Here is a 21,577-nt window from a genome sequence, read left to right on the forward strand (position 1 = left end):
CCGTAGCCGCCGGGCGGCCCGCCCCTCGCGACCGGACACTGGGGCCATGGGCCACTGGCTGCACCGCAACATCGTCGAGCCCGGCAAGCTGCCGCTGCTCCTCGCCCTGAGCGCGTTCGTGCTGACCTTCCTGATCACGCGGGTCGTCACCCGGATGATCAGGGCGGGCAAGGGCCCCTTCGGCAACGTCAGTTCCGGCGGCGTGCACATCCACCACGTGGTGCCGGGAGTCGTCCTCACCGTCGTCGGCGGCTTCGGCGCGGTGGCCAGCGGGCGGCACGGTTTCGGAGCGGGGTTGTGCGCGGTGGTCTTCGGGATGGGCGCGGGGCTGGTCCTGGACGAGTTCGCGCTGATCCTGCATCTCGACGACGTGTACTGGAGCGAGGAGGGCCGCAAGAGTGTCGAGGTCGTCGTCCTCACCGTGGCGCTGGTGGGGCTGGTGCTCGCCGGGTTCTCGCCGTTCGGCGTCAACGACGTGACCCAGGGCGAGGCGCAGGACCGCGGCGGGGTCATCAGCAGCGTGGTGGTCAACTTCCTCTTCGCGATGCTCGTCCTGCTCAAGGGCAAGACCCGCATGGCGATCTTCAGCGTGATCGTCCCCCTCGTCGGACTCATCGGCCTGATCCGGCTGGCCCGCCCCGGCTCCCCCTGGGCCCGCCGCTTCTACGCCCGCCGCCCGCGCGCCCGCGCCCGAGCCGTACTGCGCGCCTACCACCGCGACAAACGCTGGTCGGGCCCCCGCCGCAGATTCCAGGACCTGATCGGCGGCAAACCGGACCCGGCACCGCCGGTCGGGCAGTGACGCTTCGGTCCCGCCGCGGGTGCTTGATCGGGGCTTTGGGTGGGGTGTGGGGAATCCTGACTGGTCGCGGGGTCGCGGGGTCGCGGGGTCGCCGGCGGTCTCGGTGTGGTCGATGGGCGGTGCCAGGGGTCGCGCAGGTCCTGGTCGGCTTCGGGAGCTTGCCGGTTCCTGGGCGGGCGGAAGCAGCCGGGGTGCGGCGTGGCCAGCCGGGTGCGCAGGCAGCCGGGGTGCGGCGGTGGTGGTGCGGGGTGGAGGCGTCGGCCGGTTCAGGGGCCGAGGGGTGGGAGGCCGGAGTCGGTGTGCTCACGGTTGCGGGCGTGCCGGCGGCGGGCCGCCGAGAGGCTGCACACGGCCAGCATCGCCGCGATGGCCGCCAGGTGTTCCCGGCCGGCGAGGTTCTCCTTCGCCAGCACCTCGACCACCATCGCCGCGATCACGGCACCCGCGGTGACCCGGGCGCCGTAGCGCCAGCCGAGGAAGACGGCGAGGCCCACCACCGCCGCCGACGGGCCGGTGTCGACGACGTGGGCGTCCGAGGCGGGCAGGCCCAGCGGGCTGTCGGGGCCGAGCCAGATGCCCACGCGGGCGTACAGCGTGCCGGCGAGCGTGGCCGCGTACGCCAGCGTGAGCGTCCGCCACCGGCCCAGGCAGATCTCGGCGATCCCGAACACGAACAGGATCTGCGCCAGCGCACCCCACACCGGCAGGTCCAGGGCCGGCACGAACAGGGAGAGCGGGGTGCGGAGCAGAGCGAGCCAGAGGGGGTCCGCGGCGCGCACGGCACCGACGTCCTGGACGAAGTCGTAACCCCACGACCGGTTGTGCACGAAGTGCAGGGCCGCGGTCAGGCACACGGCCGCCAGGGCCAGGGGGACCGCCCGCCAACGCCGCCGCAGCAGCGGCCCGCGCACGGTGGCGTACAGCTCGCCCCACTCCGCGCGGGCCCAGCGGGCGAGCGTTCTCATCCCACGGTCCTCATCCCACGGTCCTCATCCGGCGGTCCTCATCTGTGCGTGCTCAAGTGCTCCCGGCGCCGCAGCCACCTCGGCAGCCCCGGCACCTCCAGGAACCCCTCCGCGCGGGCGGAGGCGATGCCGATGCGCGGCAGGTCCGCGCTCTTCTCGAAGAGCAGGAACCGCGGCTCCCAGATGGGCCGGTACTTGGCGTTGGCCCGGTACAGGGACTCGATCTGCCACCAGCGGGAGAAGAAGCTGAGCAGCGACCGCCACAGCCGCAGCACCGGTCCGGCGCCAAGACGCGCCCCACGTTCGAAGACCGAACGGAACATCGCGAAGTTGAGCGAGACCTGGGTGATCTGGATCTCCCGGGCCCGGTTCAGCAGCTCGATGACCATGAACTCCATGAGGCCGTTGTCCGCGTCGCGGTCCCGGCGCATGAGGTCGAGGGACAGCCCGTGCGGCCCCCACGGCACGAAGGAGAGCACCGCCTTCAGCTCCCCGTCGGCGTCGCTGCACTCCAGTGCCACGCACCGCCCGTCCTCCGGGTCCCCGAGCCGGCCCAGCGCCATGCTGAACCCGCGCTCGGTCGCCCCGTCCCGCCAGTCGTCGGCCCGCCGTACGAGTGCCTCCATCTCCTCGGCCGGGATGTCCTCGTGGCGGCGGATGCGCACGGTGTACCCGGCCCGCTTGACCCGGTTGTAGGCCTGCCGGACGGTCCGCATCGCCCGCCCCTCCAGCGTGAACTCGGAGACCTCCACGATCGCCTCGTCGCCCAGCTCCAGCGCGTCCAGGCCGTGCCGCGCGTACACCGTCCCCGCGTCCTCGCCCGCGCCCATCACGGCCGGCAGCCACCCGTGCGCCCGGGCCTCGGCGAGCCACGGCTCGATCGCCCCCGGCCAGGCCTCGGGGTCGCCGATCGGGTCCCCGGACGCCAGGGAGACCCCGCTGACCACGCGGTAGGTCACGGCCGCCTTCCCGGTCGGCGACCAGACGACGCTCTTCTCCCTGCGCAGCGCGAAGTACCCGAGCGAGTCCCGCTCCCCGTGCCGCTCCAGCAGCTCCCGCAGGCGCCGCTCGTCGTCCTCGGTGAGCGGGTCGAGGGCACGCCGGGAGCGGAAGGCGGCGTAGAGGACGGCGAGGACGAGGACCGTGCTGAGCACGTTGATGACGACGTTGACCCAGTTCGGCGTGAGGATCCCGTCGAAGCGGGAGTCGTCGGCGGCGACCGAGACCAGCCGCAGCGTGCCGTACCACCACCGCTCCACGAAGGCCGACGAGCGTGACGCCTGGTTGGTGACGGTCACCAGCAGCGCGGCCAGCAGCGAGCACACCAGCAGTCCGCCCACGGCCACGGCGGCGGCGAGCCGCGGGTTGGACCGGTCGCCCTTGGCGTAGAACTCCCGCCGCCCGACGAGCAGGGCCACCACGAAGGCGGCGGTGAGGAACAGGGAGATCCAGTTCTGCGCGTACCGCCTGATCTCAGGGAACGCCATCGCGAAGACGAACAGCGCGAGGAACGCCCCCGACAGCACCAGGTTCAGGATCCACGCCGCGCGCTTGCGCCGCCGCATGGTGATCGCGAGGAAGACCGTGAACACCCCGGAGGCGAAGCCCGCCGTCAGCAGATACGGCGTGAAGAGGTCCTGCTGGTTGTGGCGCCTTACGTCCTGCCCCAGCGACACCCACACCGCGCTGAGGAAGTTGACGAACGCGACGACCCGCAGATACCAGACGGCGAACCCGGCGGCCCGTCGTGAGGCGGCGGTGGACCGTACATCCCGAACAGGTGCGACTCGGACATCTCCCATGAAGGGCGATCATGCCCGTTGCGCCGGCGATTTGGTCGCAAGGGCACTCGTCCGTCCTCGACTACTCCTCGGCGGAGGCCTTCTCCGGTTCCTCCTCGCGCGGCTCCTCGGGGACCGCGGGCTTCTCGGGCAGCTCGGCGGCCAGCGCCGCCGCGGCCTGCACCAGCGGCAGTGCGAGCAGTCCGCCCGCGCCCTCCCCGACCGTCACACCGTGGTCGAGCAGCGGTTCGAGGGCCATCCGGTCCAGTGCCTTCGCCTGCCCCGGCTCACCGCTGCTCTGCCCGGCCAGCCACCAGTCCGGCGCCCGGAACGCGATCCGCTGTCCCACCAGCGCACAGGCGGCCACGACCACCCCGTCCAGCACGACGGGCAGCTTGCGCACCGCGCTCTGCAGCAGGAACCCGGTGATCGCCGCGAGGTCGGCCCCGCCTACCGCCGCCAGCAACTGCAGCTGGTCCCCGAGCACCGGCCGCGCCCGTCGCAGCGCGTCCCGGATCGCGGCGCACTTGCGCATCCACGCCAGGTCGTCGATCCCGGTCCCGCCGCGCCCGGTCACGACGGACGCGTCGGTCCCGCACAGCGCGGCGACCAGCACCCCGGCCGCCGTGGTCCCGCCCACGTTCACATCGCCGAGCACCACGAGGTCCGTACCGGAGTCGGCCTCCTCGTCGGCCACCGCGATCCCGGCCCGGAAGGCGGCCTCCGCCTCCTCGGGGGTCAACGCGTCCTCGACGTCGATACGGCCGCTCCCGCGCCGCACCCGATGCCGTACGACGTCCTCGGGCAGCTCGTCCGGGTCGCAGTCCAGCGCCATGTCCACGACCCGCACCGGCACACCGAGGCGCCGGGCGAGGACCGACACCGGACGGGCGCCCTCCAGGACCTCCCGCACCAACTCCGAGGCGCTGCCCGCGGCCCGCCCCGAGACACCCAGCTCGGCGATCCCGTGGTCACCGGCGAACAGCACCACCCGCGGCCGTTCGACCGGCCGGACCGGTACCGCCGACTGTGCCGCCGCCAGCCACTCACCCAGTTCGTCGAGGCGGCCCAGCGCCCCGGGAGGCACGATCTGACGCTCCCGGCGCGCCTCGGCGTCGCGACGCACCCCGCCGTCGGGGCGTTCGATCAGATCGGTGAAGTCGTCGAGATTAAGCGAGCTCATTCGCCGAACAGTACCGGCCCTGATCGAACACGGGGGTGCCACATGGCCAGGACGTCATTGCACCCGGGATCGGGATCCCATACGTTCCGTTTTGTAGCGAATTGCCGTGCGTCCCCGGGAGACCCCATGCCCGCACCAACCGCCCCCTCCGTACGGCGCCTTCGCTCCACCGCCCGCGCCATACTGCCGTTCCCCGAGCCCGAGAGCTGGCTGGACGTGGACACCGGGGACGCGGACTTCCCGGAGGCGGCGAGAGCGTTCTTCCCCTACACGGCCTTCGACGGCCTGGACCCCACCCCCCGCGTCCTGCGCGCCCAGGCGGTCGAGCGCCTGGAGGAGGGCTACCAGGGCCGTCTGTCGGACCCGCGGATCACCGCCCGCCTGCGGGCTCGCTACGACGTGGTCAGCCTGCTGAACCACCGCTCGGACCCCGCGGAACTCCAGGCGGCCCTCGCCGTCCTGCGCCCCGGCGGCCACCTCCTGGTGGAGTCCCGGGACGACCCCCGCCCCGAACTGGTGTCCCGGGGCTGCACCGTCATCGCGACGGCCCGCCGATCCGCGCATGTCCCGGCCCGGCTGACGGCCCGTCTGCCCGGCGCCCCCGGACTGCCGGCCGCCATCGCGCGAGCGCTGGACCACACCCTGGCCCTCCTCCTCGCCGGCACCCGCTTCGCGAGGGCCTACCGGGTGATCGCCCGCAAGGGCCCGTCAGCCCCGTAGGACCGTCGCCTGCCCCGCCACCACCAGCACCACCTGCTCGCACTCGCCCGCGAACGCCGCGTTCAGCCGCCCCAGTTCGTCCCGGTACCGGCGACCGGACGCGGTGGCCGGCACGATTCCCGACCCCACCTCGTTCGACACGGCCACCACGGTCCGCCGGGTCTCCCGCACCGCCTCCGTCAACTCCCGCACCCGCGACCGCAGTTCCCGCTCCCCGCCGCCGGCCCACTCCGCGTCGTCCCACGCCCCCACGGCGTCCATCGCGTCCGTCAGCCACAGCGACAGACAGTCGACCAGCAGCGGCGCCCCGTCGTCCTTCAGCAGCGGCACCAGGTCGCAGGTCTCCGTCGTACGCCACGATCCGGGCCGCCGCTCACGGTGGGCGGCGACCCGGGAGGCCCACTCGGTGTCCCCGTTCCGCGACCCGCCGGTCGCCACGTACAGCACGTCGGGGAACGCCTCCAGCCGCCGCTCGGCCTCCACCGACTTCCCGGACCGCGCCCCGCCCAGCACCAGCGTCCGCCGCGGCACATCGGGTACGTCCTCGTAGGCGCCGACGGCCAGCGTCGCCCCGTCGGGCACGGCCCGCGCCCCGGCCGCGGCCAGCCTCCGCCGCAGTTCGGGGCCGGGCGGCACATCGTGGTCGACATGCACGGCGACGACGTCGGTCGTGGGCCCCACGGCCCCGACGGCCCGCAGCCGGGCGAGAGCGTCGGGCCGCCGCACGACATCGGCGAGCACCATGTCGTACGACTCCACGGCCCCCTTCTCCAGCCCCGCGGGCGCACCCCCGGGCGGCAGGTACAGCACCCGCTGCCCGTCGGGCCCGGTGACGGCGTACCCGGTCCCCGGCGCGTCCATCGGCACGGCCCGCACCCGATGCCCCGTCAGCAACGTCAACTCCCGTCCGTCCGGCACCCGCCCCGGCTGCGGAAGCCCGGCGGGCACCTCGACGGGGGGTCCGTCATGGGGGTGCGAGAGCAGGACCTGGCGCACGTCGGCGAGCGAGTGCCCGGCCCGGGCGGCGGCGAAGGCGGCACCGGGAGTGAGATCGAGCAGCAGGATCTCGTCGACGAGCACGGCGGTGGCCGCCCGCGCGTTCTCACCGACCGCGGTGGCGCACGCGGCACAGGGACAGAAGGGCCGGGGGAGACCGGCGGGGGCGCCGGTGCCGAGCAGAGTCAGTTCCACGCAACCGATTCTCGCCGGTCCCCGGTGATCCAGCGCGCGCGGAGCCGCTTTCAGGGCGCGGGGCGGCGCCGATCTGCGGCTCCGCGGCGGAGGCGCGCGCGGCCCCCACCGGCCCGCAGTCCGCGAACTACCGCTTAGGGTGCTCTTCGTAACGGATCAAACACGGGAGGCTCACATGGCGACATGGACCTGGCGATTCGAGAAGGCCGACGGCGCGGAGACCCAACCCGCCGTGGAGCCGGAGGAGTTCACCACCCAGGGCGACGCCGAGTCCTGGCTCGGCGAGTACTGGAAGCCCCTGCTCGCCGGCGGCGCGGAACAGGTGCGGCTGTTCGAGGACGCCACCGAGATCTACGGCCCGATGAGCCTGAAGGCGGCGGAGGAAGCGTGACCGGGGTGGGCGAGGGCCACAGCGGACCCCTCGCCCACCACCGCTACTGCTCGCCCAGCGTCACGTCCACCGTCTTCGTGCTGCCGTTCCGGGTGAAGGTGACGGAGGTCTTCTGACCCGGCTTGTCCGCCGCGAGTGCCTCGGACAGCGTGGTGATGGTCGTGACCCCGGTGTCGCCCAGCTTCGTGATGACGTCCCCGGGCTCGATGCCGGCCTTGTCCGCGGCCCCGCCGCTCTTGACCTCGACGACCGCGACCCCGGCGGGCCGGAAGCTGTCGTCGACGACCGTCCGGCCGGTGATGCCGAGCGCGGCCCGGCCCGAGTCGGTGACCTTGCCGTCCTTGATGATCTGGTCGGCGACCGTCCTCACCATCGACGCGGGGATGGCGAACCCGATCCCGGGCGCCGCGCTGTTCCCCATGTTGGGGTCGATCGCGGCGAGCGTCGGGATGCCGATGACCTGGCTGTCCAGGTTGACGAGCGCGCCACCGCTGTTGCCCGGGTTGATGGCCGCGGAGGTCTGCACCATGTTGGCGATGGTCGCTCCGGCCTCGCCGTCGCCGCCCCCCTCGCTGACGGTCCGTCCGGTCGCCGAGACGATGCCCTGCGTCACGCTGGACGACAGCCCGAGCGGTGATCCCATGGCGAGCACGATCTGCCCGACCTGCACCTTGGCGGTGTCCCCGAAGCTCGCCGCCCGCAGCCCGTCCGGCACCTTGTCCAGCTTGATGACGGCGAGATCCTGCTCGGGGTAGGAGTACACGAGCGTCGCGGTCAGCTCGTTCTCGCTGTTCGCCGTGGTCACCTTGAAGGTCTTCTCGTTCCCGACCACATGCGCGTTGGTGACGATGTGTCCCTTGTCGTCGTACACCACCCCGGAGCCCAGATCATTGCTGGCCTGGATCTGCACGACCGACGGCAGAACGCCCCTGATCACCTTCTGGTAGCTGCTCTGCAGATCGCCGTCGGCGGCGGGCGCGACGGCCTGCGCGGCCTGTGTGGTCGACGTCTTCTTCCGCCCGGAGGAACCGGAGTCGGAGCACCCGGACACAAGCACGACGGAACACACCAGCGCCGCCAACGGCAGCCGCAGAGCACGGGTACGCGAAGCGTTCATGCCCCGAGTCTCACGTCGGCGCCGACACCCGGGCCTGCGCTGTTCGCCCGAACGGGCTCAGCCCCGCACGCCGCACAGGTGCAGCAGAGCGGCCACCCCACGGTAGGGATCCGTCCGCCCGGCCCGCTCCTCGCAGGCCAGCAGCGCCTCCACATCGGCCGGCGTCTCGGCGTCGTCCGCCGCAGTGTCCGTGAACACCCGCACGCCGTACCAGGCCTGGAGCGGCGCCCCGATACCGGCGAGCGTCGCGGTCAGCGTGCTCAGCCGGTCCGCCCGCACATCGAGCCCCAGCCGGTTGCGGTACGCGGTGGTGTCGAAGGCCCCCAGCGCGCCGGCCCAGTCCCCGGCCAGCCCCGCCCGCATCGCCAGCGCGTCACCGTTGCGCACCAGCAGCGACAGCAGCCCGCCCGGTGCCAGCATCCGCGCCAGCCCGGCCAGCAGCGGATCCGGCTCCTCCACGTACATGAGCACGCCGTGGCACAGCACCACGTCGAAGCTGCCCGGCAGGAAGTGCACCCCGGTGTCCCGGCCGTCCCCCTCGATGATCCGCATCCGCTCCCGGATGCCCTCGGGCTCGGCGGACAGGGACTCCCGGGCCGCCGCGACCATGGTGGCGTCCCGTTCGAGCCCGGTCACCTGATGCCCGGCCCGGGCCAGCCGCAGCGCCTGCGTGCCCTGCCCCATCCCCACGTCGAGCACCCGCAGCCGCTGTCCGACCGGGTACCGCCCCACTATCTGCTCGTCGAGCTGCCGGGCCACCAGCTCCTGTCGTACGACATTTCGCAGCCCGCCCAGCTTGTCCAGCCAGGCATCGGCCGCACCCCCGGAGAAAGACGTCGTACTCAGGGCCGCTCTCCGCGCTTGACCTGCGGCTTCGGCAACCGGAGGCGACGCATCTGGAGGGAGCGCATCAGGGCGTAGGCGACCGCGCCCTTGCGGTTCTGGTCCGGGAAGCGCTCGGCGAGCCGCTTCTTCAGACGGAAACCGGTGACGATCGAGTCGAGCACGATGAGCACGATCACGACGAGCCACAGCAGCAGCGCGATGCTCTGGAGCGCGCCCACTTGCACCAGGCTCAGCACGAGGATGACCACGGCCATCGGCAGGAAGAACTCCGCCACGTTGAATCGCGCGTCGATGGAGTCGCGGGCGAACTTGCGCACCGGGCCCTTGTCCCGCGCGGGCAGGTACCGCTCGTCACCGCCGGCCAGCGCCTGGCGCTGCCTCTCCAGCGCCGAGCGGCGCTCCTCGCGCTGACGCTTGGCGGCGTCCTTGCGGGTGAGCGACGTGTTGGCGACGCTGCGGCGCTGGGACTGGGCCTCACTGCGCTTGGGCGTGGGCCGGCCCTTGGGGGCCTGCGGGTCGCGGGGCTGCTTGGAGTCGGTCAGCTGCGCCTTGTCGGCGACGGCGGCCTTCTCTTCCTTGGTGGCACGGCTACGGAACACAAAACCCAAGGGTAAGGGGTGTCCGGGGTTGGACCCCAGCCCGGTGGGGAACGATCCGGCAACACCAGTCGTCATGCAGGGGGACAGAGGGGACGTCCGGTGTCGGTTGCTCACCCTGAAGGTCACCTACTCCTTACGCCGGAGCAAGGGGCTGGTCAGTCGTCCTTGGGGATGAGCGCATCCGCCCCGGAACAGTGCGTCAATGGATGCAGGGCCCGTACTGTGGGTTCTGTCGCAGAGCTGGAGCTGGAAGTCCGTCAGAAGGGGGCGCGCGAAGCCCATGAGCGGTGTCATGAAGCGTATGGGGATGATCTTCCGCGCGAAGGCGAACAAGGCCCTTGACCGGGCCGAGGACCCGCGCGAAACCCTCGATTACTCGTACCAGAAACAGCTGGAGCTGCTCCAGAAGGTGCGCCGGGGCGTGGCCGACGTGGCCACCTCCCGCAAGCGCCTGGAACTCCAGCTGAACCAGCTGCAGTCGCAGTCCTCGAAGCTGGAGGACCAGGGCCGCAAGGCGCTCGCGCTCGGACGTGAGGACCTCGCCCGGGAGGCGCTGTCCCGCCGTGCCGCGCTCCAGCAGCAGGTGACCGACCTGGAGACCCAGCACTCGACGCTGCAGGGCGAGGAGGAGAAGCTCACCCTTGCGGCCCAGCGCCTCCAGGCCAAGGTGGACGCCTTCCGCACCAAGAAGGAGACCATCAAGGCGACCTACACCGCGGCCCAGGCGCAGACCCGGATCGGCGAGGCCTTCTCCGGCATCTCCGAGGAGATGGGCGACGTGGGCCTGGCCATTCAGCGGGCCGAGGACAAGACCGCCCAGCTCCAGGCCCGGGCCGGCGCCATCGACGAGCTCCTCGCCTCGGGTGTCCTGGACGACCAGTCCGGCATGCACAAGGACGACATCCAGGCCGAGCTGGACCGGCTCTCCGGTGGTACGGATGTAGAGCTGGAGCTGCAGCGCATGAAGGCGGAGCTGGCGGGAGGCTCCTCGTCGCAGCAGGCCATCGAGGGCGGTACCGGCCAGTCGCAGTCCCAGCAGCCGCAGGACACTCCGCGCTTCGACAAGCAGTAGGTCCCACGCCGAGGAGGGCGACATGATCGTACGGATCATGGGGGAGGGGCAGGTGAGGCTGGCCGAGAGCCACCTCGCCGACCTGAACAAGCTCGACGACGAACTGTTGGCCGAGATGGAGAAGGGCGACGGACCGGGCTTCCGCCGCACCCTCCAAGCCCTCCTCACCCGCGTCCGGGAACTGGGCACCCCGCTCCCGGACGACTCCCTGGAGCCCTCGGAGCTGATCCTTCCCTCCCCGGACGCCACGCTGGAGGAGGTCCGGGAACTGCTCAGCGACGACGGCCTGATCCCGGGCTGAGACCTGCGTCTGTCGATGCCGGTCGAGGCAATCCAGCCCGTCCGGCGTTTGAGGACGAGGCCCTTCGGGCCGATGGGGGTCTGGGGGCGCAGCCCCCAGGGACGCGCAACCCCCACCCACCCGAGGCCGGAAACGTACAGGTAGCCCCCGGTCCCAGCGACGCAGGACCCCGTACCGTTGGCAGACGTGACCCTCCGAGACCGAGTGCTCCGCCACCTCAAGGCCCACCCCGTGGCCGCGGACGCCGTCCTCGCCGCAGGCGTCCTCGTCTGCATGGTGGCCGGCTCCTTCGTGGACCCCCACGGCGAGCAGGACGTGAGCTGGAGCATCCGCACCCCGGCCCCCCTCAGTCTCGTCCTCATCACGTTCGCCGCCGCGGCCCTGGTCTTCCGCCGCCGCGCCCCCCTCACCGTCCTCGCCCTCACCGGCACGGCCTCCATCATCGAGTGCGTCACCGGCGACCCCCGCGCCCCCGTCGCCATGGCCGCCGTGATCGCCCTGTACACGGTCGCCTCCACCACCGACCGCCCCACCACCTGGCGCGTCGGCCTGCTCACCATGACCCTGCTCACCGGCGCCGCGATGCTCGCCGGCCCGCTGCCCTGGTACGACCAGGAGAACCTCGGCATCTTCGCCTGGACCGGCATCGGCGCCACCGCCGGCGACGCCGTCCGCAGCCGCCGCGCCTTCGTCCAGGCCATCAGGGAGCGCGCCGAGAAGGCCGAGCGCACCCGCGAGGAGGAGGCCCGGCGAAGGGTCGCCGAGGAGCGTCTGCGCATCGCCCGCGACCTGCACGACGTCGTCGCCCACCACATCGCCCTGGTCAACGTCCAGGCCGGAGTCGCCGCGCACGTCATGGACAAGCGCCCCGACCAGGCCAAGGAGGCCCTCGCCCACGTCCGCGAGGCCAGCCGCTCCGCCCTCAACGAACTCCGCGCCACCGTCGGCCTGCTGCGGCAGTCCGGCGACCCCGAGGCCCCCACCGAACCCGCCCCCGGCCTGGCCCGCCTCGACGAACTCGTCGGCACCTTCCGCAGCGCGGGCCTCCCCGTCGAGGTCGCCCGCGCCGACCACGGCACCACCCTGCCGGCCGCCGTGGACCTGGCCGCCTACCGGGTCATCCAGGAAGCCCTCACGAACGTCCGCAAACACGCCGGAGCCCAGGCGAAGGCCGAGGTCAGCGTCGTACGCGTCGGCCCCCACGTGGAGATCACGGTCCTCGACGACGGCGCGGGCGACGACGACGACCCGGACAACGGCGGCGGCCACGGCCTGCTCGGCATGCGTGAGCGGGTCACCGCCCTGCGCGGCACCCTCACCACCGGTCCCCGCTACGGGGGCGGTTTCCGCGTCCATGCGATCCTTCCGGTCAAGACCCGCACCGCAGCAAGGGACCGACCGGGGGAGCCCGTATGACGATCCGTGTCCTGCTCGCCGACGACCAGGCACTGCTGCGCAGCGCCTTCCGGGTGCTCGTCGACTCCGAGCCGGACATGGAGGTGGTCGGCGAGGCGTCCGACGGCGCCGAGGCCGTCCGGCTGGCCCGGCAGGAGCGCGCCGACGTCGTCCTCATGGACATCCGGATGCCCGGCACCGACGGTCTCGCGGCCACCCGCTCGATCAGCGAGGACCCCTCCCTCGCCCACGTCCGCGTGGTCATCCTGACCACCTTCGAGGTCGACGACTACGTCGTGCAGTCCCTGCGCGCCGGCGCCTCCGGCTTCCTCGGCAAGGGCAGCGAACCCGAGGAACTCCTCAGCGCCATCCGGATCGCGGCCGGCGGCGAGGCCCTGCTGTCCCCGGCCGCCACCAAGGGCCTGATCGCCCGCTTCCTCGCGCAGGGCGACGCGGACGACAAGGACCCGGTGAGCTCCGAACGCCTCGCCGCCCTCACCGTCCGCGAGCGCGAGGTCCTCGTCCAGGTCGCCGGCGGTCATTCCAACGACGAGATCGCCGAGCGCCTGGAGGTCAGCCCGCTCACCGTCAAGACCCACGTCAACCGGGCCATGGCCAAGCTGGGCGCCCGGGACCGGGCCCAGCTCGTGGTGATCGCGTACGAGTCGGGGCTGGTACGTCCACGGGTGGAGTGAGCAGGGGCCGGCCGAGGGGCGGAAAGAAAACCGCGCGGCGGTGTCGAGAACCCGTGCCCCGCTCCGTCCCCTTGTCGAGAGCGGCCAGAATGAGGGTCGCACCGGGACCCAGGAGAGACGACATGGCCAAGTACCTGCTGCTCAAGCACTACCGCGGCGCCCCCGCTCCGGCCAACGACGTACCCATGGAGCAGTGGACGCCGGAGGAGATCTCCGCGCATGTGCAGTACATGCGGGACTTCGCGGACCGGCTGGTGAAGACCGGGGAGTACGTCGACGGGCAGGCGCTCGCTCCCGAGGGGACATGGGTGCGCTACGACGGCGAGGGGCGCCCGCCCGTCACCGACGGGCCGTTCGCCGAGACCAAGGACCTCATCGCGGGCTGGACGATGATCGACGTCGACAGCCACGAGCGGGCCCTGGAGCTGGCCGGAGAGCTGTCGGCCGCCCCCGGCGCCGGCGGGAGGCCGATCCACGAGTGGCTGGAGCTGCGCCCCCTCTACCCGGCCTCGCCCACCGCCCCGGAGTGCCACGCCGGTGGATGAAACGCTGCTCAGAAGCCTCACGCCGAGCGTGCTCGCCGTCCTCGTCCGCCGTGGAGCCGACTTCGCCGCGGCCGAGGACGCCGTCCAGGACGCGCTCGTCGAGGCGGTGCGGGTCTGGCCGGCCGACCCGCCCCGGGACGCCAAGGGCTGGCTCGTCACCGTGGCCTGGCGCAAGTTCCTCGACGCCACCCGCTCGGAGACCGCCCGCCGCCGGCGAGAGGGCCGTATCGACGAGGAACCGGTGCCCGGCCCCGCGCCCGCCGTGGACGACACGCTCCAGCTGTACTTCCTGTGCGCCCACCCCTCGCTCACCCCGTCCGCCGCGGTCGCCCTCACCCTGCGGGCCGTCGGGGGACTCACCACCCGCCAGATCGCCCAGGCCTACCTCGTGCCCGAGGCGACCATGGCGCAGCGCATCAGCCGGGCCAAGCGCACCGTCTCCGGCGTCCGCTTCGACCGGCCCGGCGATGTCGCCACCGTGCTGCGCGTGCTCTACCTCGTCTTCAACGAGGGCTACTCCGGCGATGTCGACCTCGCCGCCGAGGCCGTCCGGCTCACCCGGCAGCTCGCCGCCGCCATCGACCATCCCGAGGTCGCGGGGCTGCTCGCCCTCATGCTGCTCCACCACGCCCGCCGCGCCTCCCGCACCGCCCCGGACGGGGGTCTGGTGCCGCTCGCCGAGCAGGACCGCACCCGCTGGGACACCGCGGCGATCGCCGAGGGCGTGCAGATCCTCCAGGCCGCCCTCGCCCGCGACCGGCTGGGCGAGTTCCAGGCCCAGGCCGCCATCGCCGCCCTGCACGCCGACGCCCCCACCGCCGAGGAGACCGACTGGGTGCAGATCGTCGAGTGGTACGACGAACTCGCCCGTCTCACCGACAGTCCCGTCGTCCGCCTCAACCGCGCGGTCGCCGTGGGCGAGGCGGACGGCCCCCGCGCGGGCCTGGCCGCCCTGGCGGCCATCGACGACTCCCTGCCCCGCCACACCGCGGCAGTGGCCTATCTCCACGAGCGCGCCGGCGACCTGACGACCGCGGCCCGCCTGTACGCCGAAGCCGCCCACAAGGCCCCCAACCTCGCCGAACGCGACTACCTGACCCGCCAGGCGGCCCGGCTCAACTCCCGCGGGCGGCACTGACGGGCCGACCGGCACCTTCCCCGGGCGGCTCGGGCCACCCCGTTACATATGCTGGGCGCTCGGACTGCCGCACGGGGGAAGGGGATGCGGGCATGCCGCTGCACAAGGACGACCCGAAATCGGTCGGCGGGTACAAGCTGGTCGACCGTCTCGGGGCCGGGGGAATGGGCACCGTCTACCGGGGCAGATCGCGTTCCGGACGCGAGGTCGCGGTGAAGGTCGTGCACGCCCAGTACGCCGGGGACCCCGTCTTCCGCACCCGCTTCCGCCAGGAGATCGAGGCCGTCCGCAAGGTGAGCGGTGCCTTCACCGCACCCGTCGTGGACGCCGACCCCGAGGCGGCCCGGCCGTGGATGGCCACCCAGTACGTGCCCGGCCGCTCGCTCGCCGACCGGATGTCGGAGCTCGGCCCGCTGCCGGAGGCCGAACTGCGGGGCCTGGCGCTGGGGTTGGTGGAGGCCCTGCGGGACATCCACCGGGCCGGTGTCGTGCACCGCGACCTCAAGCCCGCCAACGTCCTGATGGCCGGTGACGGCCCCCGTGTCATCGACTTCGGCATCTCCCGGGCGGCGGAGAACAACCCCCTCACCGAGACCGGCCAGATGATCGGCACCCCGCCCTTCATGTCCCCGGAACAGCTCACCGACGCCCGCACGGTCGGGCCGCCCTCCGACGTCTTCGCGCTCGGTGCGCTGCTGGTGTACACCGTCACGGGCCGGGGGCCGTTCGACGCGGACAGCCCCTACCTCACGGCGTACCAGGTGGTGCACGACGAACCCGTCCTGGACGGCGTACGGGAGGAACTGCGGACGGTCCTGCAGCGCTGTCTGGCCAAGAAGGCCGCGGACCGGCCCGGACTGGACGACGTGGCCCGGGAGCTCGCGCGGGTGCTGCCCGAGGAGGCGGCGGAGGGCCCCGCGACGGTGACGCTGCGCGAGGACCTGCCGGACCCGTCCGACACCGGCGTCCCGGACCCGAGGTCGGCCACGTCCTCGGGCCGTCGGCGCCGGCTGCGCCCGCTGTGGGCGGCGACCGCAGCCATCGGCGTACTGGCTCTCGGGCTGACCTCGTACCTGCTGGGCGGCCCGGGACGCACGGACGGCGGCGACGGCGAGGGCGGTGCGGCCCGGGCGAAGACCGCCGCCTCGCGCTGGACGCAGCTGCCCAACGGATGGCAGCCCTGGCAGACGACGGTGTACGCCACCGCCGAGCACGGCCTGAAGAAGGGGATCACCCTCCTGGACGGAGGGATGGACAGCGGCCCGGAGTGCCAGATGTACGAGGGCGCCCTCTACTGCGCGGGTGACGCGGTGCTGCCCGTGCGCCTGGACGCCGTCACCGGACGGGTCGACTGGCGTGCCGACGGGGTGCCGTCGCTCCCGAAGAAGAGGTCGTACTTCTTCTGGCTGCTCGGGGTCGCGGACGACGTCATGCTGGTCAAGCAGCAGTACCAGCCCGAGGGTGGCGACCTCGTGATCTCCGTCAGCGCCCTCGACACCCGCACGGGAAAGCGGCTGTGGCACCGCACGGTGGACGAGCAGGCGACCCACGTGTCCGTCTCCGGTGACCTGGTGCTCGTCCCGGACATCGGGCGCGGAACGCTGACCGCCCGTTCGGTGCGCACCGGCGCCCAGCGCTGGACGGCGCCGCTTCCGTCGGGGATGCAGTGCGACCCCGCGCGGACGAACGTGGGCCTCTACCTGGAGTGCACCTCCGGCGAGACGTCCGCCCAGGAGATCCTGCTCCTGGGCTTCGACCGTTCCGACGGCTCGGTGCGGCGCCTGAAGGTGCCCGGTCACCCGACCCTCGTCGGCACGTACGAGGGCCGCCTGCTCTACCTGGAGGCTGTCGAGGACGGGCCGGGGCACCCGAGCTCCGGCGAGAAGGGACCCTTCTCCAGGATCCGGCTGGTCGACCCGGACACCGGCGCCGTCACGACGAAGGAGCTCGCGAAGGAGGTCGAGGGTACCGCGACGACGGCGGACGGCACCCTGTGGTTCACCGGCGCCTCCGGCCGGGTGACCGCCGTGTCGGTCCACACCGGAAGGCAGCTGTGGCAGACCACGACGAGCCTGGAGCAGCCCGGCGGTGTCACCCCCGCCCCGGCCAGCCGCGTGGTCTTTCTGACCGGTGCGAGCGGCCGGGTCGCGGCCCTGGACGCCGACAAGGGCACACCGCTGTGGGAGACCCCGCCGCGCGCCAAGTGGGTGAACTCGCAGAGCGAGGTGCTGCCCCAGGTGCTGCTCAACAAGGGCGCCCTGGTCGTCCCCACCCTGGCCGGCGACGTCTTCACCCTCGACCCCGCCCACCCCGAGCGGACCTCCGCGTCGGGGTGAGCGCGCCTGACGACGGTGCTACGGCAGCGCCAGCATCCGCTCCAGCGCCAGCTTCGCGAACGCCTCCGTCTCCTTGTCGACCTCGATCCGGTTGACCAGCTTGCCCTCGGCCAGGGACTCCAGGGTCCAGACCAGGTGGGGCAGGTCGATGCGGTTCATGGTCGAGCAGAAGCAGACCGTCTTGTCGAGGAAGACGATCTCCTTGCCCTCGGGGGCGAAACGGTTCGCCAGGCGGCGTACGAGATTGAGCTCCGTGCCGATCGCCCACTTCGAGCCGGCCGGGGCCGCCTCCAGCGCCTTGATGATGTACTCGGTCGAGCCGACGTAGTCCGCCGCGGCCACGACCTCGTGCTTGCACTCGGGGTGCACCAGGACGTTCACCCCGGGGATGCGGGCGCGCACGTCCTCCACGGACTCCAGCGAGAAGCGGCCGTGCACCGAGCAGTGCCCGCGCCACAGGATCATCTTCGCGTCCCGCAGCTGCTCGGCGGTCAGACCGCCGTTCGGCTTGTGCGGGTTGTAGACGACACAGTCCTCCAAAGACATGCCCAGGTCGCGGACCGCGGTGTTGCGGCCGAGGTGCTGGTCGGGGAGGAAGAGGACCTTCTCGCCGTGCTCGAAGGCCCAGTTCAGGGCCCGCTCGGCGTTCGACGACGTGCAGATCAGGCCGCCGTGCCTGCCCGTGAACGCCTTGATGTCCGCCGAGGAGTTCATGTACGACACCGGCACGACCTGCTCGGCGATGCCGGCGTCGGTGAGCGCGTCCCAGCACTCGGCGACCTGCTCGGCCGTCGCCATGTCGGCCATCGAGCAGCCGGCGGCGAGGTCGGGCAGGACGACCTTCTGGTTGTCGGAGGTGAGGATGTCCGCCGACTCGGCCATGAAGTGCACACCGCAGAACACGATGTACTCGGCCTCCGGGCGCGCGGCCGCGTCCCGGGCCAGCTTGAAGGAGTCGCCCGTGACGTCGGCGAACTGGATGACCTCGTCACGCTGGTAGTGGTGGCCGAGGACGAACACCTTGTCGCCGAGCTTCTCCTTGGCCGCGCGGGCGCGCTCGACCAGGTCGGGGTCGGACGGCGAGGGCAGATCGCCGGGACACTCGACGCCCCGCTCACTCCTCGGGTCGGCCTCGCGGCCGAGCAGCAACAGGGCGAGCGGAGTCGGCTGTACGTCGAGCTCCGTGGTCTGGGCGGTGGTCACGACACGCACCCTTTCTACTTTTCGTCGAACTGACGTTATCTATCATAACCCGGTTCACGTCACTTTGACGATGGTCATTGCGTCGATGTGACGTGAATCCCGAAGAACGGCGGATGAGCCGTTTTCCGCTCCCCGCCGCGTGTGCGAGCATGAAGAAGGCGCCGGAAAACCGGCGTCCGGCCCGGAATGAATCCGCGGCCTTGCCGGTTGAACCAGTCGGCAAGCAGTCTCCGTACAACCCGGGAGAGATGTAGATGTCCGTATCGGACGAGACCGGCACCGTCACCGACGGCATCATCCTGTCCGACGCCGCCGCGGCGAAGGTCAAGGCCCTGCTCGACCAGGAAGGCCGTGACGACCTGGCCCTGCGCGTCGCCGTTCAGCCCGGCGGCTGCTCCGGCCTGCGTTACCAGCTCTTCTTCGACGAGCGTTCGCTCGACGGCGACGTCGTCAAGGACTTCGGTGGCGTCAAGGTCGTCACCGACCGCATGAGCGCCCCGTACCTGGGCGGCGCGTCCATCGACTTCGTGGACACCATCGAGAAGCAGGGCTTCACGATCGACAACCCGAACGCGACCGGCTCCTGCGCCTGCGGCGACTCCTTCAGCTGAGCCCGGAGTTCGACAGGCTCGGAACGGCAGAAGGCGGCGGCCCCCTCCGACGGGGCCGCCGCCTTCGCGCGTCCGCGGGGTCAGCGGGCCCCGGAGGTCTCCGGCAGTCGTGCCCCCGCCTTCTTCAGCGGGATGTCCTTGCCGTCCGAGCCCACGACCTTGCGGTCACCGAGCGGCGCGTCCAGCGGCACGGTCTTCTGCATCTCCTTGGCGATCATGATGCAGACCTTGTCCGGCCAGGGCGTGTAGGTGACGGTGGCCCGCACCTCGTCCGCGCTCTCGCTCGCCGTCGCCGTGTAGTCCCCGCACACCCCGCCCGTGAAGCTCACGGTCAGCTCGTCGCCCTCGGCGGTGTAGCCGTCCACCTCGACGTCCCGTGTCTTCGGCGCGGCGGAGGGCGCGGTGGGGGAGGCGGGTTTGGTCGGCGTCGCGGTCGCCGGAGAGGCGATGTACTTCGGGTCGACCGCCGGATACGTCACCGTGAAGGGGTCCTTCGCGCCCGTCGCCCGCACCTCGAACAGCCAGGACGGCACGAGCGCCTGCCGGCCGCCCACGAAATGCGACGCCAGCCCGAACACCGCCTTCTCGACGGTGAGCGTGCTCTTCGCCGGACTCGCCGTCGACTCCCCGCAGGGCGCCTCGAGCCGGTCCTTCAGCGGTACGGGACTGGCGCAGCCGCCGATGCCCATGCGGTGGTCGGACGCGGGCACCTTGTTCAGCAGGCCCAGCGTCTTCTCGGCGCTCAGCACGGGATACGCGTCGCTCTTGACCGGCGCCTTCAACTGGCCGGTGCCGCCGACCACTTCACCCTGGCCGTTCACCGTGACGCCGGTCGCCCAGCCGTACGTGGGCAGCCCGCCCACGACCGGATCGGCGTTCACGACCCGCTGGGCGCCCATGACCTGGCTCGCGTCCAGCTTCGCGGCACCCTGGCCGACCGCCTTGAGCACCGGCGCGGCGGCCTTCTCCGCGACCGCCTCGCTCACCGGACGGCCGGTGGGGGTCTGCTCCTTCCCGCACACGGTGGCACCGGTGCAGTCGTCGACGACGGGGGAGTAGCGCTGGAAGGTCCATGCGCCCGGCGCCTGCCGGTTCACCTGGAGACTCGGCCCCGAACCGTCCTTGACCCCGACCCGCCAGACCTGCCCCTGCGCGACCGGCGTCCCGTCCACCCCGAGCGCCTCGGCGAGCCGCGTCACGTCGTCCTCGGTGACCTGCCCCTGGACCCGGTAGACAGGCGCCGAGCCGGGGCCGTCCGGCAGGCTGCCGTCCACGCGATAGGTCACGCCGTACGGATTCGGCTCCCCGGGCGCGATGCCGTTCCCCTCCCCACCGGCCGCTCGGTAACCGTCGAGCGCGAGCGGCGGCGGAGTGCCGTCCCCGGACGCGCCGGAGGTCGTTTCGTCACCGGACCCTCCGGAGGCGCTGGCGGCGAGGTACGCCCCACCCCCTCCGACCAGGAGCACGGCGGCGGCCACGGCGGCGATGGCGACGGGGGAGCGGTGCCTGGCCGGGCGCGGGGCGTCGGCATCCTCGTGCCGGGGGATCTCGGAGTCGGGGAGAGCGTGAGGGGAGTGCGCCGGACCGGGCGCGGCATCGGTAGCGGCGCCCTGGCCCGCGGACACGCCAGGCTCGGCATCGGCACCGTCGGGAGCCGGGGGCTCGTCACGGGTGCCGGAGGCGTCGGTGCCGTCAGCGGGCCGGGGCCGGCCGGGGTGCACGGGCTCATCAGGAGCGGCGGCCTCGGGTCCGGTGAATCCGGCACCGCCGGAAGCCCGGGGCTCGTCACGGTCCGACCGGCCCTCCAGGGCCGCGGCCGCGACGGCATCAGAGGCCGGAGCGCCCTCGGCGGCTCCGTCCGGCTCGGCGGCGATACCGCTGTCGTGGGCCGGGCGGTCGTCCATGTCGGCGTCGGTGACTCGTGCGGCCTCTCCCGCCGAGCCCTCGGCGGCACCGGAAGCCTCCTCGGCGCCACGGTCCGGACCGGCCCCGGCGTCCGTGTCCTCCGTGCGGGAAGTCCCCACGCCGTTCGTCTTCTCGTCGCCCGAGGCCTTGAGGCCCCGCTGCTCCGCGGCACTCGCTCCACCGGCACCGTGCGCTTCCGCGGCACTCCCGCTCTCGCCGCCGGAGGCCTCGCCGGGGTCGTGGTCGTCGGGTCGCTCGGTGTTCACCGCATCGCTCCTTCTGCTGCGCAACTGTCCCTCGACCCTGACCCGACCCTGTCAAAAAGGTCGGTGCACGGGTCGTATCCCGCATCCCCTTTCCGGGGGACGGCGATGGGACGCAGCGGGGGAGCGCGCGGTTCCCTCCAACGCGCCGACATACGCGCCGACGCACGCGCCGTGAGGCCGTGAGCCGGCCGCGGTGACTCAGTCGCCGTACTCCGACATGGCCTCCAGCAGCCGGGCGGACCCCTCGGGAACCGTCACACCGTGGATCAGCGAGGGAGAGACCGGAAGGGCGACGATCCGGTCGGGAACCGTCCAGTGCGGAGCCATCCGGGCACAGTCACCGCGCAGCGAGGCGAGGTCTCCGTCCAGGTCGGCCGGGGCGGAGGCGTACAGCTCAAGGTTCGTCATGCTGGAACCGTAAGCACGCCGGAGCCCGCGAAGAAAGATCTACTATCGGGTAGTTTTTCCTGCTTCACCGCGCCGTCCGTCGCCTCGCAGTACTCCATACGGACCGG

21 protein-coding genes are annotated in these 21,577 nt (G+C 72.4%); 11 read left to right on the forward strand and 10 right to left on the reverse strand.

The genetic code is table 11. The features are described 5' to 3' along the window. Positions 1-46 precede the first annotated feature (46 nt). Positions 47-802 carry a hypothetical protein gene (locus AQI94_RS04950; protein WP_031051433.1) on the forward strand — a complete coding sequence of 252 codons (756 nt, stop codon included), beginning with the start codon at positions 47-49 and terminating at the stop codon, positions 800-802. A 266-nt stretch (positions 803-1,068) separates the two neighbouring features. Here AQI94_RS04950 and AQI94_RS45275 read toward each other — a convergent pair whose 3' ends face one another. The 3 genes from AQI94_RS45275 to cobT all read right to left on the reverse strand — a co-directional run bounded on the left by AQI94_RS45275 (position 1,069) and on the right by cobT (position 4,731). After that, complete coding sequence (locus tag AQI94_RS45275; protein ID WP_031051436.1) at positions 1,069-1,767, reverse strand: hypothetical protein; 699 nt, start codon at positions 1,765-1,767, stop codon at positions 1,069-1,071. A 38-nt stretch (positions 1,768-1,805) separates the two neighbouring features. Next, positions 1,806-3,569, reverse strand: coding sequence for a phosphatidylglycerol lysyltransferase domain-containing protein (locus AQI94_RS04960; RefSeq protein ID WP_031051438.1), 1,764 nt, complete (start codon positions 3,567-3,569; stop codon positions 1,806-1,808). Between the two features lie 61 nt (positions 3,570-3,630). After that, positions 3,631-4,731: a nicotinate-nucleotide--dimethylbenzimidazole phosphoribosyltransferase gene (gene cobT, locus AQI94_RS04965; RefSeq protein ID WP_031051440.1), complete on the reverse strand. Its 1,101-nt coding sequence runs from the start codon at positions 4,729-4,731 to the stop codon at positions 3,631-3,633. A 126-nt stretch (positions 4,732-4,857) separates the two neighbouring features. Between cobT and AQI94_RS04970 the strand changes: the two genes are divergently transcribed. After that, positions 4,858-5,451, forward strand: coding sequence for a methyltransferase domain-containing protein (locus AQI94_RS04970; protein WP_037943538.1), 594 nt, complete (start codon positions 4,858-4,860; stop codon positions 5,449-5,451). On the opposite strand, the gene AQI94_RS04975 is transcribed toward AQI94_RS04970, so the two are convergent. Further along, a complete protein-coding gene (locus AQI94_RS04975; RefSeq protein WP_062229599.1) occupies positions 5,440-6,642 on the reverse strand; it encodes a bifunctional adenosylcobinamide kinase/adenosylcobinamide-phosphate guanylyltransferase in 1,203 nt (400 codons plus the stop codon). The two genes, AQI94_RS04970 and AQI94_RS04975, sit on opposite strands and share 12 nt — an antisense overlap. A 175-nt stretch (positions 6,643-6,817) precedes the next feature. On the opposite strand from AQI94_RS04975, the gene AQI94_RS04980 reads away from it, so the two are divergent. After that, a complete protein-coding gene (locus AQI94_RS04980; RefSeq protein WP_020115856.1) occupies positions 6,818-7,033 on the forward strand; it encodes a hypothetical protein in 216 nt (71 codons plus the stop codon). Positions 7,034-7,076: 43 nt separating this feature from the next. Here the strand turns inward: AQI94_RS04980 and AQI94_RS04985 are convergent, their stop codons facing one another. The 3 genes from AQI94_RS04985 to AQI94_RS04995 all read right to left on the reverse strand — a co-directional run bounded on the left by AQI94_RS04985 (position 7,077) and on the right by AQI94_RS04995 (position 9,670). Continuing rightward, the gene (locus tag AQI94_RS04985) at positions 7,077-8,150 is read right to left on the reverse strand and encodes a S1C family serine protease (RefSeq protein WP_031058152.1); all 1,074 of its coding nucleotides are present in this window, start codon (positions 8,148-8,150) and stop codon (positions 7,077-7,079) included. A gap of 57 nt (positions 8,151-8,207) precedes the next feature. After that, complete coding sequence (locus AQI94_RS04990) at positions 8,208-8,909, reverse strand: class I SAM-dependent methyltransferase (protein ID WP_031058154.1); 702 nt, start codon at positions 8,907-8,909, stop codon at positions 8,208-8,210. Between the two features lie 83 nt (positions 8,910-8,992). Then, positions 8,993-9,670, reverse strand: coding sequence for a DUF3043 domain-containing protein (locus AQI94_RS04995; RefSeq protein WP_078902941.1), 678 nt, complete (start codon positions 9,668-9,670; stop codon positions 8,993-8,995). A 217-nt stretch (positions 9,671-9,887) separates the two neighbouring features. On the opposite strand from AQI94_RS04995, the gene AQI94_RS05000 reads away from it, so the two are divergent. The 7 genes from AQI94_RS05000 (at position 9,888) to AQI94_RS05030 (ending at position 17,077) form a co-directional block, all read left to right on the forward strand. Further along, positions 9,888-10,667 (forward strand): PspA/IM30 family protein, encoded by a 780-nt coding sequence (locus AQI94_RS05000; protein WP_234438850.1) that lies wholly within the window; start codon positions 9,888-9,890, stop codon positions 10,665-10,667. 22 nt (positions 10,668-10,689) lie between these two features. Further along, on the forward strand, positions 10,690-10,968 hold the full coding sequence (gene pspAA / locus AQI94_RS05005; RefSeq protein ID WP_031058163.1) for a PspA-associated protein PspAA: 279 nt from the start codon (positions 10,690-10,692) through the stop codon (positions 10,966-10,968). 186 nt (positions 10,969-11,154) lie between these two features. After that, complete coding sequence (locus tag AQI94_RS05010) at positions 11,155-12,384, forward strand: sensor histidine kinase (RefSeq protein ID WP_031058165.1); 1,230 nt, start codon at positions 11,155-11,157, stop codon at positions 12,382-12,384. After that, on the forward strand, positions 12,381-13,058 hold the full coding sequence (locus AQI94_RS05015; RefSeq protein WP_031058167.1) for a response regulator: 678 nt from the start codon (positions 12,381-12,383) through the stop codon (positions 13,056-13,058). The genes AQI94_RS05010 and AQI94_RS05015 overlap by 4 nt, the downstream gene beginning before the upstream one ends. A gap of 122 nt (positions 13,059-13,180) precedes the next feature. Further along, on the forward strand, positions 13,181-13,603 hold the full coding sequence (locus AQI94_RS05020) for a YciI family protein (protein WP_031058170.1): 423 nt from the start codon (positions 13,181-13,183) through the stop codon (positions 13,601-13,603). Further along, entirely contained in the window at positions 13,596-14,741 is a 1,146-nt protein-coding gene (locus AQI94_RS05025) for an RNA polymerase sigma factor (protein WP_031058173.1), read from the forward strand. Before AQI94_RS05020 ends, AQI94_RS05025 begins: the two co-directional genes overlap by 8 nt. 92 nt (positions 14,742-14,833) lie before the next feature. Then, positions 14,834-17,077 carry a serine/threonine-protein kinase gene (locus AQI94_RS05030; RefSeq protein WP_031058176.1) on the forward strand — a complete coding sequence of 748 codons (2,244 nt, stop codon included), beginning with the start codon at positions 14,834-14,836 and terminating at the stop codon, positions 17,075-17,077. Between the two features lie 18 nt (positions 17,078-17,095). On the opposite strand, the gene nadA is transcribed toward AQI94_RS05030, so the two are convergent. Beyond that, complete coding sequence (gene nadA, locus AQI94_RS05035) at positions 17,096-18,280, reverse strand: quinolinate synthase NadA (RefSeq protein WP_031058178.1); 1,185 nt, start codon at positions 18,278-18,280, stop codon at positions 17,096-17,098. Positions 18,281-18,534: 254 nt separating this feature from the next. Between nadA and AQI94_RS05040 the strand changes: the two genes are divergently transcribed. Continuing rightward, positions 18,535-18,891: an iron-sulfur cluster assembly accessory protein gene (locus AQI94_RS05040; protein ID WP_020137379.1), complete on the forward strand. Its 357-nt coding sequence runs from the start codon at positions 18,535-18,537 to the stop codon at positions 18,889-18,891. 80 nt (positions 18,892-18,971) lie between these two features. Here AQI94_RS05040 and AQI94_RS05045 read toward each other — a convergent pair whose 3' ends face one another. After that, complete coding sequence (locus AQI94_RS05045) at positions 18,972-20,795, reverse strand: hypothetical protein (RefSeq protein WP_404817883.1); 1,824 nt, start codon at positions 20,793-20,795, stop codon at positions 18,972-18,974. A 465-nt stretch (positions 20,796-21,260) separates the two neighbouring features. After that, complete coding sequence (locus AQI94_RS05050; RefSeq protein WP_031058185.1) at positions 21,261-21,470, reverse strand: hypothetical protein; 210 nt, start codon at positions 21,468-21,470, stop codon at positions 21,261-21,263. Positions 21,471-21,577 lie beyond the last annotated feature (107 nt).

Origin of the sequence: Streptomyces pseudovenezuelae, from assembly GCF_001513955.1 — a bacterium.
GTDB classification, from domain to species: Bacteria; Actinomycetota; Actinomycetes; order Streptomycetales; family Streptomycetaceae; genus Streptomyces; species Streptomyces pseudovenezuelae.

Excerpts from the sequence above, each read along its gene's own strand:
- AQI94_RS04985 (WP_031058152.1), bottom strand. The coding sequence starts at position 8,150 with ATGAACGCTTCGCGTACCCGTGCTCTGCGGCTGCCGTTGGCGGCGCTG.
- AQI94_RS05040 (WP_020137379.1), top strand. The coding sequence starts at position 18,535 with ATGTCCGTATCGGACGAGACCGGCACCGTCACCGACGGCATCATCCTG.
- AQI94_RS04950 (WP_031051433.1), top strand. The coding sequence starts at position 47 with ATGGGCCACTGGCTGCACCGCAACATCGTCGAGCCCGGCAAGCTGCCG.
- cobT (WP_031051440.1), bottom strand. The coding sequence starts at position 4,731 with ATGAGCTCGCTTAATCTCGACGACTTCACCGATCTGATCGAACGCCCC.
- AQI94_RS45275 (WP_031051436.1), bottom strand. The coding sequence starts at position 1,767 with ATGAGAACGCTCGCCCGCTGGGCCCGCGCGGAGTGGGGCGAGCTGTAC.
- AQI94_RS05030 (WP_031058176.1), top strand. The coding sequence starts at position 14,834 with ATGCCGCTGCACAAGGACGACCCGAAATCGGTCGGCGGGTACAAGCTG.
- AQI94_RS05000 (WP_234438850.1), top strand. The coding sequence starts at position 9,888 with ATGAAGCGTATGGGGATGATCTTCCGCGCGAAGGCGAACAAGGCCCTT.
- AQI94_RS04995 (WP_078902941.1), bottom strand. The coding sequence starts at position 9,670 with ATGACGACTGGTGTTGCCGGATCGTTCCCCACCGGGCTGGGGTCCAAC.
- AQI94_RS05045 (WP_404817883.1), bottom strand. The coding sequence starts at position 20,795 with ATGGACGACCGCCCGGCCCACGACAGCGGTATCGCCGCCGAGCCGGAC.
- AQI94_RS04970 (WP_037943538.1), top strand. The coding sequence starts at position 4,858 with ATGCCCGCACCAACCGCCCCCTCCGTACGGCGCCTTCGCTCCACCGCC.
- AQI94_RS04960 (WP_031051438.1), bottom strand. The coding sequence starts at position 3,569 with ATGGGAGATGTCCGAGTCGCACCTGTTCGGGATGTACGGTCCACCGCC.
- AQI94_RS04980 (WP_020115856.1), top strand. The coding sequence starts at position 6,818 with ATGGCGACATGGACCTGGCGATTCGAGAAGGCCGACGGCGCGGAGACC.
- AQI94_RS05015 (WP_031058167.1), top strand. The coding sequence starts at position 12,381 with ATGACGATCCGTGTCCTGCTCGCCGACGACCAGGCACTGCTGCGCAGC.
- AQI94_RS05050 (WP_031058185.1), bottom strand. The coding sequence starts at position 21,470 with ATGACGAACCTTGAGCTGTACGCCTCCGCCCCGGCCGACCTGGACGGA.
- AQI94_RS05020 (WP_031058170.1), top strand. The coding sequence starts at position 13,181 with ATGGCCAAGTACCTGCTGCTCAAGCACTACCGCGGCGCCCCCGCTCCG.
- pspAA (WP_031058163.1), top strand. The coding sequence starts at position 10,690 with ATGATCGTACGGATCATGGGGGAGGGGCAGGTGAGGCTGGCCGAGAGC.